Raw genomic sequence first — 16,715 nt, 5'->3', positions numbered from 1 at the left:
TCCCGCAAAAAATTTTGCGGGACGAAAATAATTCAAATTAATCAAAACAGGCTTATTTAGCCGATTTTGCAGCTTTTTTAACTGCTACCGGTTTTTCAAGCGCCAGTTTGAGCACATCCATCATATCTTCAACATAATGGAAGCGAATACCTTTTATAAATAAAGGGTTGATTTCAGCAACATCCTTTTTGTTTTTGATACACATAATAATGTCCTTAACCCCTGACCGTTTAGCAGCAAGCACTTTTTCTTTGATGCCGCCAACAGGTAATACCTTCCCGCGTAGCGTAATCTCACCGGTCATTGCCAGATACGATTTCACTTTTCGGCCGGTGAAAGCTGAAGCCAGACTGGTTAACATCGTGATACCGGCACTTGGACCATCTTTAGGAATGGCTCCTTCGGGCACATGCACGTGAATGGCAGTTTGTTCAAAAATATCCGGCGACAAATCCAGTAAATCAGCATGCGATTTTAAGAAAGTAAGTGCTGTTGAAGCAGATTCTTTCATTACATCACCCAAATTACCTGTTAATTGTAATGTGCCTTTGCCTTTGCTTAATGAAGTTTCAATAAATAAAATATCTCCACCAACAGGCGTCCACGCAAGTCCAACAACAACACCCGGAACTTGGGTATTAAAAATACTTTCTTTATCAAATTTGGCAGGTCCTAAAACGGATTCTATTTCTGAAGCTTTTAATGTCTTGTTGTATTTTTCGTTTGTAGCAACATATTTTGCAATACGGCGCATAACGGATGCAATTTGGCGGTCGAAATCACGCACGCCACTTTCGCGTGTATAATTTTCGATGATCTGTGTTAAAATTGGGTCATTTAATGTTACATCACGCAATTTTAATCCATGTTCCTTTTTTTGTTTTGGAACAAGATGGCGTTTTCCGATTTCTACTTTTTCTTCAGTGGAATATCCACTCAAATAAATAATTTCCATCCTGTCGCGTAAAGCAGGTTGTATGGTATTAATATTATTTGCCGTTGCAATAAATAATACTTTCGATAAATCGTATTCCAGTTCTAAATAATTATCGTAAAAAGTACCATTTTGTTCCGGGTCGAGTACTTCGAGTAATGCACTTGAAGGATCGCCGCGAAAATCGGTACCAACTTTATCTATTTCATCTAAAATAAAAACAGGGTTCGATGATTTCACACGTTTTATCGATTGCACAACACGTCCCGGCATTGCACCAATATATGTTTTACGGTGACCGCGAATTTCACTTTCATCATGTAATCCACCCAAACTCATGCGCACGTATTTTCGCTCTAAAGCCCGTGCAATGGACTGTCCGAGGGAAGTTTTACCAACACCCGGAGGGCCAACCAGACATAAAATCGGCGATTTTAAATCACCTTTTAATTTTAATACAGCAAGGTATTCTATTAAGCGGTCTTTAATTTTATCTAAACCAAAATGATCCTCATCTAAAACAGTTTTTGCATGTTTTAAATCGAAATTATCTTTGGTATATTCATTCCATGGTAATTCGAGTAACATTTCGATGTAATTGGTAATTACACCAAATTCAGCAGCATTTGGATTAAGGCGTTGCAGTTTTTCAATTTCTTTCGTGAAAACATCCTGTACCGTTTTCGACCATTTTTTTTCTGTTGCTCTTAACTTGTAGCGTTTAATATCTTCATCCTGACCACTGCCACCGAGTTCTTCCTGAATAGTACGCAATTGCTGATTCAAAAAATATTCACGTTGTTGTTTATCCAAATCGGTGCGCACTTTATTTTGAATTTTATTTTTGAGTTCCAGCATTTGTAACTCATTATTCAAAAAATTAAGCACTTGCTGCGCACGCAAATAAAGGTCGTCGGTTTCCAGTAATTTTTGTTTGTCGGCAACATCAATTTGCAAATTCGAAGAAACAAAATGCATTAAAAAAACCGGACTGTTGATATTTTTCAATACCACATTCGCTTCCTGTGGAATATTGGGTGAAATTTTAACAATATTAGATGCAAGATCTTTAATTGCTGAAACAATGGCATTAAATTCCTTTTTGTCGCCTTTGGTATTGTCTTCCAATAAGGTAACACTTGCCTGCAGGTAAGGATTTTCAGCAGTAAATTTATTAACGGCAAATCGTTTTTTACCCTGAATAATCACCGTTGTGCTGCCATCCGGCATTTTAATCTGCTTTATTACTTTAGCAATTACACCGGTGGTATACAGCTGACTGGTATCCGGATCTTCAATATTGCCATCGCGCTGCGCTACAACGCCAATCAGTTTATTTCCCTTAAAAGCAGTTTGAATAGCTTTTATAGATTTTTCGCGACCTACGGTTATGGGCAGAACAACTCCGGGAAACAACACGGTGTTGCGCAAAGGCATCACTGCAATTACTTCCGGGTAGTCGATTTTAGTCTGATCATCGTCTTCCTCAAGTGATAATAACGGCAAAAACTCAACATCTTCCTCCATCATCGAGGACAAAAAGTTATCGTCAAATCCAAATTCTCTCATTTTTTCCTTTTGTAACGTTATGGCATACACGTATTATGCCTGTGGTAAAATTAGCACTCAATTGTCATGCCCCCGCTAAAAATGACTGTCAATATCAATAAAAACTGCCAAAACTCGTCACTTTACTGACAATTTGATAGATTTGTACACCAATGATAGAAGCGCTCCTTTATAAAAAACTATTCATCTATCTCATTCCGTTTAATTTTTTGATTGGAGAGTATAATGCCGGTGTTCAATATCGTTTTGCCGATGAATGGGCTGCTGATATTAATCTTGGGTATACTGCCAATATTGAAAACTCCATAACGAGTAGTATTTACGAAAACATATTTAAGAGTGGCACTTTTTATTACTCGGGGCCGTTTATAAAAACATCACTGTTATCGGTTGTTCCGCGAGGTTCCAATCCGTTGCGCACCGATTATAATCAAATTGAATTGGGTTACCGCATTTTAGGTTATGACAGTCTCGATTTTGAAGATGAAACAGAAAAAGGTAAGTTGTTTAATATTACCGAGCGCATGCAAGCCGTTAATTTGTCGTGGAAAATCGGATATAATATTTTACCGAGAGAAGTTTTTGAAATAAACGGTTTTGTTGGTTTCGGCATTCAGGTGCGTTTTAAAAATACAACTGTTAACAGTTATGGATATAATTATCATTCAGATATGTTTTCTTTAGGCACTCAAACTGAATCCATTCAAACCGTTCCACTTTTTCATGCGGGCATTAAAATCGGGCTCAAAGCACTTAATAATCAAAAAACACAATAGCACAAAAATTATGCGTATATTTTTAATCCTCATCATCACAAGCGTATTACTACAAACGCAGGTTTCAGCTCAGGACATTGATTTTTTACATTTCAAAACCCTGCAATCTGCCGGCAAAATACCTGAAGATTTTACACGATTATCATCAGAAAAATATTTTGATTATATTGCAACATTAGAAGGCAGTAATAAAAAAGAAATTCAGGATAAACAGAATTTTTTACTGGAGTCGAATTTTATTATTGACGAGATGTTACACAGTGGCCGCGTAGTGTTTGGCGACCCTGTAACGAATTATCTCAACAAAATAAAAGATGAAATTTTGAGCAGTAATCCACAACTGGCAGATGAGATTCGGATATATACCTTATTATCGAATGATGTAAATGCCTTTACTGCTGATAACGGAATTATTCTGGTAACAACGGGTTTAATTGCACAGGTTCAAAATGAGGCCCAGATAGCATTTATCTTATGCCATGAATTTGTACACTACTATGAAAAACACGCAATTGACAATTTTGTGGAAAACCGGAAAATTGATCGCGGAATCGGTGTTTATGCAAGTTTGGATAATGATGAAGTAGACTTGGAAAAATTCAGATATTCCAAAGACCTGGAAACGGAAGCAGATGTAAAAGGAATGGAATATTTTAAAAAGACAAAATATAGTGTTGCTGCAATTGAAGGCGTTTTTGATGTGCTGTTATATTCCTACTTACCATTTGATGAAGTTACTTTCCCTAAAAATTATTTTAATGATGATTTATATGTTTTGCCGGATAATTATTTTTTAGATACACTCGCATCAATAACTGCTGAAGAGGATTATGATGATGAAGAAAGTACACATCCGAATATTAAAAAAAGAAAATCTGCAATTATTAATGTTATAGATAAATTTAATGATGCCGACAGACAAACATTTATAAATACCGAAGCAGAATTTAATTACATACAAAAAATTTGTCGCTACCAGGGATGTGAAATGTATTTGTACGATATTGCTTATGAAGATGCATTATATCAAGCTTTTTTATTACAACAAGATGATGCCGATAATATCTATCTAAAAGAAATAATTGCACAGGCATTATACGGTTTATCGATGTATAAAAATGCAGGCTCCACACCTGATTGGCATCGTTATTACAAAAAGGTTGAAGGAGAATCGCAACAGGTATTTCATATTTTTTACCGCATGAATGCCAAAGAGTTGAATACACTTGCATTGAAATATGCCTGGGAAGTGCATTTGGCATCGCCGGAAAATGTGTTACTCAATAAAATATGTACCCAGCTTGGTTATGAAATGGTAAATCAAAATTCATTGAATACCGATGATTTTTTTGATGCCAAAAAAGTGGAAAAATTAAAAGCCGAAGTAGTAGTTGCCGTTGATACTGCCTCAATCACAACCGAAAACAAAGAAGCAGAGCCAATCAAAACTACGAAGTACGATAAAATAAAAAAGGAAAAATCACCAACCGCAACAAAAGAAGATAAGGAGAAAGCACCTTACTGGAAATATGCGTTTCCTGAATTTCTTGACGATAAAAATTTTACAGCGCTTTTTGTAAAAGAAGAAGAGGAAGAAGAAACGAGCAAAAAAAAGAAATCGGACAACGATGAAAATGAATTTCATCTTGGTTTGAACGAAATTGTAATGGTTGATCCCGTTTATTTTAGGGTAGATGAACGTTCAGACAATCCTGTTCAATATCAGGCTGCCGAAACGGCAAAAGAAGAACTTCGTGTAAAAGTGAAAGAAAATGCCGACGATTTAAATTTAAAGGTTAAATATCTGGACTACCATTCCATGGGTGCCGATGATGTGGATGCATTTAACGATTTATCCGTATTAAACAGATGGTTAAATGAAAAAATCAGTCACTTGGATGAAGATGTTTATATGAATACATCAACCAACGATGAATTTTTGGCACTTTCACAAAAATATGATATTTCCAATTTTACCTGGATGGGTATTGTTTCATTTACAGAACCGGAATCATATGTAGGTGCGAAAATATTTTTATGTATCTATTTACCATTAGCGCCATTTTTAATTTATGATTTGGTAACACCCGACAGAGCTACATTTTATTTTGCATTAGTAGCCGATGCGGAAACCGGTAAATTTATCATGCAATATTATAATAGCAACCGCTTGCGCGACTCAGATGCTGTTAAACAAAGTAATATCTATTTTATTCTGCAGCAGATTAAATCGAAAAAGAAATGAACAAAACCTCGTATTTAATCATATATCTGTTTGCAGTTATTGGTATTCAGTCCGTTAAGGCTCAGGTTCCCGGTTATGCCGGAAAACGTTTTAGTGTAAATGCTGAAATGGATATGACGCCGGCTTTATACAAAATCAATTACAATACTGACCAACATCTCGACTTATTAGATTTCCCGAATTTAGGTGTTCACCTCACCACTTGTGTGGGGTTGGAATATGTTTTATCTAAAAAAACAGTTGCCGGAGTCAATTATAAATTTAATTCATTAAAAACCCCAATCATGGCTGTTTTTGGTGAGCCGGTGTATAACGATTACGACCCGGTGTACAATGCATATTTTGGGGACGGAAAAATAAAAAATAATTATTGGGGATTTTATTTCAAGTTTTATCGTTATTCAAGCAGAGGAACAATAGCACCTATTGGTCGTTTTCATCAGTTAGAATTAATTACCGGTAAAGGACGATTGGAAACCGGCGATTATGTGGTTACCGATTATGGTGTTTATTCTGAAAATGTAAACGACTTTTCATACATGTATAATTATGGCGATATTGTGCTGCTGAAAGAAACTGTAGAAGAAGTTGGCATAGAAACTGAGGTAAAACAAATGTATTTAAAATATGCTTACGGGCAGGAAACTGTATGGTTCGATAAACTAATCGTGAGCATGTCGGTGCAAGGAACACTGGCTTTAAGTTCCTATTTTAACGCGATGTATGAAGCTGATAAAAACGGTGGAATCGGCTACGCTGAATATGCGGAAGATATACGTGTCCGCTCCTATGGTGGCGTAGGTTTTACCATAAATATCGGCTTGGGTTATTTTGTTTTTTAACAATAGTCAAAAAAATATACATTTTAGAAATGGCAAATATTTTTAAAATAAAACTCCTCATCATTCTGGTTTGTTTAACAGGATTGCTTGCAGCACAAACTGTTCCTGTTTACAATTTTACCCCACTGCAATCCGCAGGTGCAATTCCTGCCGATTTTACCAGAACCCCCAGCCAAACCTATTTTTTGGAAGATTATACCAAAGATGTTGAGGATTATGCCGAAGCAATTGGCAAAAGAAATTTCTTTAGTTCATCTGTCATGTTTATGGACAAAGTATTGCATAGTGGATATGTTATATTCGGTGATTCCGTAACAAATTACCTGAATCAGGTAAAAGATGAAATTTTAAAACACAATCCGGACTTAAAAGGTAATATTCGAATTTACACGCTATTGTCGAATGATGTAAATGCCTTTGCTGCAGATAATGGTGTAATTTTAGTTACCACAGGACTTTTGGCAAAAATTCAAAATGAAGCGCAACTCGCTTTTGTTTTATGCCATGAATTCAGCCATTATTATAGCCAACATGCCTTAGAGAAAGTTGAAGAGCAAATATTCTATCGCACCTACAGTAGTGACCACATTCATTTAACAGAAACCCAAAGAGCAATTGCACAGTTTAAATATTCTAAAGAACAGGAATATGCAGCTGATGACCAGGGTTTGCAGTTTTTCAAAAATACCAATTATGATGACGCTGCAATTGATGGGTTATATGATATTTTATTATACTCTTATCTCCCCTATCAGGAAATTAGTTTTCCAAAAACGTATTTTAATGATTCGCTTTATCATATTCCTGAAACTAATTTCAGAGATTCTATTAAAGCCATTAAAGCAGATGATGAAAACGATCCAACGAGTAGTCACCCCGATGTTACAAGCAGAAGAGCCCGTATTTTAAGTAAACTGACAGAAAATGACACCATCGTTAAAAGTTTATTTATACATGATGAAAATACATTTCGCCGTATTCAGCAAATGTGCCGATATGAAGGTTGTATTTTATTCCTCCAAAATGCAGATTATCCTGACGCATTATATCAAGCCTTTTTACTGGAATCTGAACATGGTACAAATACTTATTTAAATACCATAAAAGCAAAAAGCTTATATGGCATGAGCATGTATAAAAACCGAAATGAAAGTCCTGAATCAATAGAACCATATTCAAAAGTGCAGGGTGAGTCGCAACAGATTTATTACCTATTTTCAAAAATGAAAACCAAAGATTTTAATGTACTGGCATTAAAATTTTCTTGGGACGCCCTTCAGCAGGACACTAATAACGTTGAACTGAAAAAAATATGTAATCACCTCGCATTTGAATTGCAAAATACCAATGCAACAACTGCAGCTGATTTTTTCTCTGCACAAAAAAGTGTTCGTAAAAAAACAATCAACACTGAGGAAGGTGCAGAAAGTTTTGAAATAGGAAACGGTCAGGAATCAATCATGAAGAAACTTCCGGCAGCCAGCACAAATGCCGCTAAAGCAGACTATTGGCGATATGCATTTTTTAATGTGCAAGACCAGAATATTTTTGCCGATTTATTTGATGCGCCGCTAATGGTTGATACTAATTTCAGCTACAACACCGGTAAAAAAGGTGTACGCCTACGCAATCTTGGTTTAAATAATATCGTATTACTTGACCCTTTACATTCTTACACAAATAATAAAAGTTATCTCCATTACGACTTATATGAAATGGACCAGACAAAAGCAGATTACAGGAGTGAAATAAAAGAACAGGCAGAAGACAATGCTATCACTGTAATGGATTTAAGTTATTATGATCTCGATTCCACTGAAGTAGATAAATTTAACAAACTGACCGTAATCAACCAATGGTTGGATGAAAAATTAATTCATCTCGACATGTCGGTGCCACTTATCAGTTCATCTGCTGCAGAAGTAGCAGCCATTTCCGATAATTATGGCATCAGCAATATCATGCGAATTGGCATGTATTCAACAGTTACCGAAAATGAAAAAGTTGGGACTAAAATACTGATGGGAATTGTATTTATACCCTACTTACCTTTTGCCATTGCCGATGTGGCCACACCGCTGCATGATTCTTATTATTATGCATTTACGGGCGATATGAAAACAGATAATGTGTTTTTTATGCAGGAAATGGCCGGCGATTTTGCACCGGATGGCAGAAAAATTAATTCCGAATTTTCGAAATTAATGAATGCTACCGCCGCTCCGTAAATAAGTAATTAAAAAAAATTATTTTCCGAGAATAAGTGTTTGCGTAAATAAATTATTTTCATTTTCTAACTCAATGGTATATAATCCGTTTGAGAAACCGGTCATATTAATTTGTATTGGATTCGAAGTTATTTCTTGAGAATAAATTTTATCGCCCACCAAATTATAAATAATCAGGTTACCATTTACACTTGCCGTTTCCGGTAATTCAATGGTAAATATTCCGGTAGTCGGATTTGGATAAATCAACAAATGTTGCTGGAATAATTCTTTAATACCAACTGTAAAATCAACTGCCGTACTGGTTGCAATACATCCGTTATCATCAGTTGCTACAACATAATAATTACCTGTTTCCGTAGCGTCATAAGTTTGTGCAGTTGCACCTTCTATTAATACACCATTAAAATACCATTGCCAACTTGTTCCTGCATCTGCACTTAATGTATTTCCAACATTCGTAACAGTAACTACAAATCCGGGATTTTCATTTATTGCAACTACTGCCATCCGCTCACAACCAGCATTATCAGTAACTGTAACCGTATAAGTACCTGCTGTTAATCCTTCAACATCTTCAGTAGTAGCACCCGTTGACCATTCAATAGTATATGGAGCAGCGCCATCAATAATAGATAAATCAATACTACCGGTTCCTGCACCGCATGCATAATCGGTAGCAATTGTATTTAATACAAATGAACCACACGCATCTGTAACATGATAAATAATTCCAGAAGCAAGATCACCACAATAAATCTCACCATTTACATCTTCACCAAAAACAGCAATATCACCTTCAACATCATCTTCACGTTCATAAATATATGGTGCACCTGCATCAGCATTTACCCACCACCAGTTGCCGGAAACATAATCGGCAAACATGTAATATCCATACATACCCGGAAATTCTGTACCTCTGTAAACAAAACCACCTGTTATACTAAAACCACCTGTTGTATAATTATGTGGATATTGTAAAATTGGAAAAGTATAATCAGAACCATCATCATCACATCCGGCATCATTAAATACATCAAAACCTTCATAACAGCGCCATCCATAATTATGTCCGCCATCACCCGCTAACTCCACATCAACTTCTTCCTGCAAATTTTGTCCAACATCACCAACCCACATATTCCCGTTGAGTCGGTCGAAACTATAACGCCATGGGTTGCGATAACCGATTGCCCAAATTTCCTGTAAGGTATCAGTTGCAGTTGCAAATGGATTATCTGCTGGTATGGCATAAGGAGTACCGCCATCTACATCGATTCTGTGCATCTTGCCCAATTTATTTTCAGGATTTTGTGCTCTGTTGCCCGGATCACCCGCTGAACCACCATCTCCTAACCCTATATATAAATAACCATCAGGGCCAAATTTGATACATCCGCCGTTGTGATTTACAAATGGTTGATCGGCAGTAAATAATATTAACTCTGTTGTCGGGTCGGCAATATCAGGATCAAATGTACTCACCTGATAACGCGATACCACCGTGTTTCCATCCAGATCGGTGTAATACACATAAAAAAATCCATTATCTGCGTAATCAGGGTGAAAAGCCAGCCCCAATAATCCCTGTTCCTGATAACCCGATTCAATTTGGGTATGTATGTCCAAAAAATTATCTGCATAAACTGTTCCGCTCAGGTCCACTATCTTGATATAACCCTCGCGTTCAACAATAAAAATGCGTTCATCACCGGCATTGGCAATATCGACAGGCGAAGAAAACCCGGAAGCAAAATTTACCAGTTGAAAAGCAGGTTGCGCTTTAACAATAATCCCAACACAACAAATCAGGACAAAAAGGGAAGATTTTTTAAACATTTTTGTTATTTTTGGTAAAGATAACACATAGCCATCCGTTGGCTGTGTCAGTATTTCGTCAGTTTTGTTAGTAAAATTGTTTGTATATACAGAAATATTCGTTACTTTAGTATCGGATTTCCAAAAACCAATATATTTGAATATGAAAAAACTATTAATCATAGCAATCGCAGCAACATCTGCATTCGCTATCTCCTCTTGTGCTAAAGACCGTGTTTACGGATGTACAGACCCATTTTCAATTAATTACAATCCTAATGCAACCGACGATGATGGTGGTTGTTTTTCACCTAGCAGCCAGAAACATGCGCTGATGGGCGATTTTACTGCAACTTGGTGTCCTTATTGCGGTGAATGGGGTGCTCCTGAATTTAACAAAGCTATTGAAGGTACCGGTGCGAGCGCAATTCCACTGAGTATTCATAATACTGACGAAATCACTACTGATGAGTCAACAACCTTAACCGACTATTACGGTGCTGAAGGAATTGTTGGTGGTTACCCTACATTATATGTATGGAACCAGGCTACATTCTATGATGGTGCTGCTATGGCAGCTTCTGCTTTAACTGAAGCAGGAACTGGTCCGGCTGAAGCTGGCGCTGTTGCCGGTTTTACCGATAATGGTTCATCTATCACCATTTCTGTAAGTGCTGAACTTTTTGCTGATGTATCTGGCGATTATTTTGTTGCTGCTTACTTAATGGAAGACGGCCTTGTATTTACTCAACAAATTAACGGCTCACCTGCTGATCCTAACTTCGTTCACAATCACGTTATCCGCGCTTCTTCTAACGGTAGTGCTTGGGGTGAACAATTTGTGTTCGGATCCGGAGCAAATGGTGTCGTATTCACTAAATCATATCAAATTGAGAAAAACGTTACATGGAAACCAGAAAACATGTATATGGTTGCTATCGTTTGGAAATATGATTCAGCTGAAGGAAAATATACTTACATTAATGCACAAGAAACGCATTTATAATATTACCATATTCAAATCAAAAGCCTTCCTACTTGGAAGGCTTTTTTATTTTAATGAATTAAGTAAATTAATTTTCTGACAATAATCTTTTATACATCTGAATGGTATTTTCTATACCATAATATAAGGCATCGCTGATAATTGCATGTCCGATACTTACCTCATCTAAATGCACTAAACTTTGTTTGAAGAATTTTAGATTTTGCAAACTCAAATCATGACCGGCATTTATACCTAACCCAATTGCATGCGCAGCTTCTGCCGCTTTAACATATGCTGCAATTGCCAATTGTTTATCTTGTTGGTAATGTTCAGCGTATGGTCCCGTATAAAATTCTATTCTGTCGGTGCCCGTTAATTTTGCTGCTTCTACCTGATCTAATTCGGGATTTAAAAAAATTGAAACGCGTACACCGTACGCATGCAACTGATTAATAATATCAATCAACAACGATTTATTTTTAATTACATCCCAACCGGTATTTGAAGTTAAAACATCCGGCGGATCCGGCACCAGCGTTGCTTGCGCGGGTTTTATCGCCGCGACCATTTTCATAAAACGCGCATCCGGATATCCTTCAATATTAAATTCTGTTTGAATAACAGGTGCGAGATTATAAACATCATTTAATGTAATATGTCGCTCATCAGGCCTGGGGTGAACGGTAATACCATCTACCCCAAAACGTTCGCAATCCATTGCAAATTTTACCACGTTCGGCACATTGCCACCACGTGCGTTTCGCAGCGTTGCAATTTTATTTATATTGATGGATAACTTCGTCATGAAATAATTTTTACAAAGTAACAAAACATATTTTAATGTAAACCTTCAATTGTGTACATAAAAAAAGGAGCAACATTGCTGTCACCCCTTTTTAGAAAGCAAGTTGAATATGTTATTAATAGCGGTAATATTCAGGTTTGTAAGGGCCTGATTTTTCAACGCCGATATAATTAGCTTGTTTATCGCTTAATTCTTCCAAAACAACACCTAATTTATGTAAGTGCAAACGAGCAACTTTTTCATCAAGGTATTTTGGTAAGGTATACACTTTGTTTTCATAACTGCTACCATTTAACCATAACTCAATTTGAGCCAACGTTTGGTTGGTAAACGAATTACTCATAACAAAACTTGGGTGACCCATTGCACATCCTAAATTCACTAAACGACCTTCAGCTAATAAAATAAGGTCTTTACCATTCACGGTATATTTATCAACCTGAGGTTTAATTTCATCTTTAGAAGCACCGTGATTATTATTTAACCAGGCAACATCAATTTCATCATCAAAGTGACCGATATTACAAACAATCGCATTGTGTTTCATATTTTCAAAATGACGACCGGTAATAATGTCGCAGTTACCCGTAGCCGTTACAATAATATCAGCTTCTTTAACCGCATCATCCATTTTTTTCACTTCATAACCATCCATTGCAGCCTGTAAAGCACAAATCGGGTCAATTTCGGTAATTAATACACGAGCACCTGCTCCGCGTAACGATTGAGCCGAACCTTTTCCCACATCGCCATAACCCGCAACAACAGCCACTTTGCCGGCCATCATAATATCAGTTGCGCGACGAATAGCATCAACTAATGATTCTTTACAACCGTATTTATTGTCGAATTTCGATTTCGTAACTGAGTCGTTCACGTTAATAGCAGGAACCGGTAAAGTGCCTTTTACCACGCGATCGTATAATCTGTGAACACCTGTAGTTGTTTCTTCCGAAATACCACGTAAGTGTTTCACCATTTCAGGGTATTTATCCAAAACGAGGTTGGTTAAGTCACCACCATCGTCAAGAATCATGTTTAAAGGCTCGTTGTTTTCGCCAAAAAACAGTGTTTGCTCAATGCACCAGTCGTATTCTTCCAAAGTTTCACCTTTCCAGGCATAAACCGGAATTCCCGCAGCAGCAATTGCAGCAGCAGCATGATCCTGGGTTGAAAAAATATTACAAGAACTCCATTGTACATCTGCACCCAGTTCTTTCAGGGTTTCTATGAGCACCGCAGTTTGGATGGTCATATGTAAGCAACCCGCAATACGAGCGCCTTTCAGCGGCTTTGAATTGCCATATTCTTCGCGCAGACTCATTAGTCCGGGCATTTCGGCTTCAGCCAGTTTAATTTCTTTACGACCCCAGGCAGCAAGGGCTATGTCCTTTACTTTGTATGGGAGTTTTGTGTCTGTAACTACGTTCATTATACTGTTTTTATTGATTACTAATTTGAACTCTGGCACAAAGGTAAAAAATTGCTTTCCCTTTGGCAACGTATGAACCATTTATACTGCATCTTGGTTCATGGAATAACGCAGATATTTTATCATTATGATAAAATAACGTGAGCGCTTAACTTTGTAACATAAAACAGCAATAAACTATGTATCCTAAAGAACTGGTACAACCAATGAAAGAAGAACTTACCAAGGTAGGTTTCGAAGATTTAACCACACCTGAAATGGTAAACAGCACCATTAAAGGAACTGAAGGCACCTTGTTATTAGTAATTAACTCCGTATGTGGTTGTGCAGCCGGAAACGCCCGCCCGGGTGTGCGTTTGTCGTTAAGCAACGATAGCAAACCCGATAAATTAGCTACCGTTTTTGCCGGTTTCGACCTCGATGCGGTTGCTGAAGCAAGAAAACTCACTTTGCCTTATCCGCCAAGTTCGCCAAGTATTGCATTGTTTAAAAATGGCAAATTGGTATATTTTATCGAACGCCATCAAATTGAAGGCCGCAATGCCATGATGATTGCCAACGATCTTGCAAATGCATACAATAAATATTGTGGTGTAGAAGCAAATTAAAATTTATAAACGATATAATCGAAACCCCGTCTTCCGATGGGGTTTTTTAATTTAAAATAAATTCAATATTTGGAACATGACCATCCCCCACGCCATCAACATCCGCACCGGCTTTTCACTCCAACAAACCTCTAAAGCAGCATTTGTCCAGGTTGTACGGGAGCTCCGTTTGTAAATAAAAAGATTAAAGGTAATGCGCACACAGAATTCGGCTGTTAATCAGCACATTAGCACATCCTCACATTAGCACATTAGTTTGTTTCCGCTTCAATCCGGGTTAGAAGTTACGATATCTATTCTATTAAAAAGGTTTAACGTTAGCAGCGACATTTTTTTAATAATTTTACAATTGGTTTTAAGTCACAATCATTATAATTCTTTAGTCTGTTGCACAAAATCCTTTAATATGAAAATTTACGTAAAAAATATGGCTTGTGAAAGCTGCAAACTTGTAGTTAAAGAAGCCCTTGAAGAGTTAAATATCCAACCGGTAAAAGTTGAATTAGGTGAAATTGAAACCAAAGAAAAAGTTTCTGATGAGGACAAAATAAAGTTGAACAAAAAAATTAATAAGGTTGGTTTAGAATTATTAGAAAAAAAGCAAGGCATATTAGTAGAAAAAATCAGGCAGGTAATTATTGATTATGTATATAATTCAGATGAAAAACCGAATATCAAGTTTTCGGCACTGTTAAGTAAAGAGTTAAATCATAGTTATACCTATCTCGCCAATTTTTTCAGTGAAGTAGAAGCAACCACAATTGAGCAGTATATGATTGCGCTAAAAATTGAGCGCATAAAAGAATTAATTATTTTTGGTGAACATACCTTATCAGAAATTGCGTTTATGTTGCACTATAGCAGTGTAGCACATCTTTCTGCCCAATTTAAAAAAGTTACCGGCCTCACACCAACCCATTTTAAAAAATTAAAAGAAAAACGTCGTATCGCAATACAAAACATATAATTGATGGTGATTATCGCATAAATTACAATTAAATTTTTAGCGGCGTTTTTTGTTTATCGCACATTTTTATTTCACCCCGCTGGGGTTCTTTTGATTCTTAGGGTAGCGGCTCGTTACAAACGTATCACCGCTATGCGGTTGAGAACAAATACCCCTTTAGGTTTACCTGCCGCAGAAGGCAGGGGTAACATATTTTTAGAATGTACATTATAGATTAAATGTACATTTTATCACAAAATAACATGTTCACTAAAAACAAATACCCCTTTAGGTTTACCTGCCGCCTTAGGCAGGGGTAACATATTTTTAAAATGTACATTAAAGATTTAATGAACATATTATCACAAAATAACATGTTCACGAAAACCCAATACCCCTTTAGGTTTACCTGCCGCCTTAGGCAGGGGTAACATCTTTTTAGAATGTACATTATAGATTAAATGTACATCTTATCACAAAACAACCTGTTCACTAAAAACAAATACCCCTTTAGGGGTAACATATTTTTAGAATGTACATAATAGATTAAATGTACATTTTATCACAAAACAATATATCCCCCAAAACCAATACCCCTTTAGGGGTAACATATTTTTAGAATGTACATAATAGATTAAATGTACATTTTATCACAAAACAACATGTTCACTAAAAACAAATACCCCTTTAGGGGTTACATATTTTTAAATACATGGTCCCAACGTTCACGAATCAAGAGAACCTGCCGCCTAGGCGGGTGACACAAAACACCCCAATTAAAAACCATATCTCCGGTTTATAATCAACCACCCCTCACAACAAAAAAATAATTTTTATACCCCCCGATACATTAATCACCGATTGAGCATATTTGTAATTGCTTGTGGCATAATCCAAAGGATAGGAAGTATCTAATCCTACGCCTGTTACATCAATATTCCATTTTTGGTAGACATAAGATTCACTTAGTGTAAATCCTATAGAAAAATTATTACCAACCCTATATCCAAAATATGTTTCTAATCCGATTATTGGAGCTACTGCATAATCATCGTGGTAGGTTAATTCAACACTACCGTAATCGGACATGGTTTGCAGATTAAATTCATCTAAATAATAAAATCCAACCCCGGCATGAAATATTGGAATAAATATAATCTCATCACTTTTAAAACTTATGCCATACTCAAACAGTAATAAATTATTCCTCGTCAAATAAGGTTCAAAACCATCCCATTCCGGAACAACTTCAGTATGTATTGTTGTAAATTTCAAACCGGTGAAAACCTGTTTACTCCAATAATAATCAAACCCGACTGAATACCCCAATGCCGGTTGGTATTGATAAACATCTTCAATAAAAGAACCCGTATAAGCCGCATCAAAATTTATGATATACTTGTGCTGAAGTGTGTCCTGCCCAACAAGCCGAAAGGTGATAAGAAATAATATTACCGTAATGGTTTGTTTCACAAGGTTGATTTTTTTCCGCGGAAAATATTCATGGATACGCCAAATGTA

At 36.5% G+C, this 16,715-nt stretch carries 12 protein-coding genes; 7 read left to right on the top strand and 5 right to left on the bottom strand.

Annotated elements, in window-relative coordinates; all coding sequences use genetic code 11:
- Nucleotides 1–52: 52 nt before the first annotated feature.
- On the bottom strand, nucleotides 53–2,464 hold the full coding sequence (gene lon, locus IPI65_13470; protein MBK7442523.1) for an endopeptidase La: 2,412 nt from the start codon (nucleotides 2,462–2,464) through the stop codon (nucleotides 53–55).
- Nucleotides 2,465–2,655: 191 nt separating this feature from the next.
- On the opposite strand from lon, the gene IPI65_13465 reads away from it, so the two are divergent.
- Genes IPI65_13465 through IPI65_13450 form a run of 4 tightly spaced genes read left to right on the top strand, consistent with a single transcriptional unit; the run spans nucleotide 2,656 to nucleotide 8,594 of the window.
- Nucleotides 2,656–3,279: a hypothetical protein gene (locus tag IPI65_13465; protein MBK7442522.1), complete on the top strand. Its 624-nt coding sequence runs from the start codon at nucleotides 2,656–2,658 to the stop codon at nucleotides 3,277–3,279.
- 10 nt (nucleotides 3,280–3,289) lie between these two features.
- Entirely contained in the window at nucleotides 3,290–5,524 is a 2,235-nt protein-coding gene (locus tag IPI65_13460) for a M48 family metallopeptidase (protein ID MBK7442521.1), read from the top strand.
- Nucleotides 5,521–6,366: a hypothetical protein gene (locus tag IPI65_13455; protein ID MBK7442520.1), complete on the top strand. Its 846-nt coding sequence runs from the start codon at nucleotides 5,521–5,523 to the stop codon at nucleotides 6,364–6,366. Before IPI65_13460 ends, IPI65_13455 begins: the two co-directional genes overlap by 4 nt.
- Nucleotides 6,367–6,395: 29 nt before the next feature.
- On the top strand, nucleotides 6,396–8,594 hold the full coding sequence (locus IPI65_13450; GenBank protein ID MBK7442519.1) for a M48 family metalloprotease: 2,199 nt from the start codon (nucleotides 6,396–6,398) through the stop codon (nucleotides 8,592–8,594).
- Between the two features lie 18 nt (nucleotides 8,595–8,612).
- Here the strand turns inward: IPI65_13450 and IPI65_13445 are convergent, their stop codons facing one another.
- Nucleotides 8,613–10,436: a PQQ-dependent sugar dehydrogenase gene (locus IPI65_13445; GenBank protein ID MBK7442518.1), complete on the bottom strand. Its 1,824-nt coding sequence runs from the start codon at nucleotides 10,434–10,436 to the stop codon at nucleotides 8,613–8,615.
- 142 nt (nucleotides 10,437–10,578) lie between these two features.
- On the opposite strand from IPI65_13445, the gene IPI65_13440 reads away from it, so the two are divergent.
- A complete protein-coding gene (locus tag IPI65_13440) occupies nucleotides 10,579–11,421 on the top strand; it encodes an Omp28-related outer membrane protein (protein MBK7442517.1) in 843 nt (280 codons plus the stop codon).
- A gap of 67 nt (nucleotides 11,422–11,488) precedes the next feature.
- On the opposite strand, the gene IPI65_13435 is transcribed toward IPI65_13440, so the two are convergent.
- Nucleotides 11,489–12,208, bottom strand: coding sequence for a pyridoxine 5'-phosphate synthase (locus IPI65_13435; GenBank protein MBK7442516.1), 720 nt, complete (start codon nucleotides 12,206–12,208; stop codon nucleotides 11,489–11,491).
- Between the two features lie 115 nt (nucleotides 12,209–12,323).
- Nucleotides 12,324–13,640 carry an adenosylhomocysteinase gene (locus IPI65_13430; GenBank protein ID MBK7442515.1) on the bottom strand — a complete coding sequence of 439 codons (1,317 nt, stop codon included), beginning with the start codon at nucleotides 13,638–13,640 and terminating at the stop codon, nucleotides 12,324–12,326.
- A 179-nt stretch (nucleotides 13,641–13,819) separates the two neighbouring features.
- Between IPI65_13430 and IPI65_13425 the strand changes: the two genes are divergently transcribed.
- Nucleotides 13,820–14,248: a BrxA/BrxB family bacilliredoxin gene (locus IPI65_13425; protein MBK7442514.1), complete on the top strand. Its 429-nt coding sequence runs from the start codon at nucleotides 13,820–13,822 to the stop codon at nucleotides 14,246–14,248.
- Between the two features lie 406 nt (nucleotides 14,249–14,654).
- Nucleotides 14,655–15,215, top strand: a complete 561-nt coding sequence (locus IPI65_13420) for a helix-turn-helix transcriptional regulator (GenBank protein MBK7442513.1) — start codon at nucleotides 14,655–14,657, stop codon at nucleotides 15,213–15,215.
- Between the two features lie 792 nt (nucleotides 15,216–16,007).
- Here IPI65_13420 and IPI65_13415 read toward each other — a convergent pair.
- Entirely contained in the window at nucleotides 16,008–16,667 is a 660-nt protein-coding gene (locus IPI65_13415; protein MBK7442512.1) for a hypothetical protein, read from the bottom strand.
- Nucleotides 16,668–16,715: the final 48 nt, after the last annotated feature.

This window comes from Bacteroidota bacterium (assembly GCA_016706255.1).
Taxonomy (GTDB): Bacteria; Bacteroidota; Bacteroidia; order Chitinophagales; family BACL12; genus UBA7236.
Note: the sequence above shows the minus strand (reverse complement) of the source record. Positions and strands in the feature narration are given on the sequence as shown.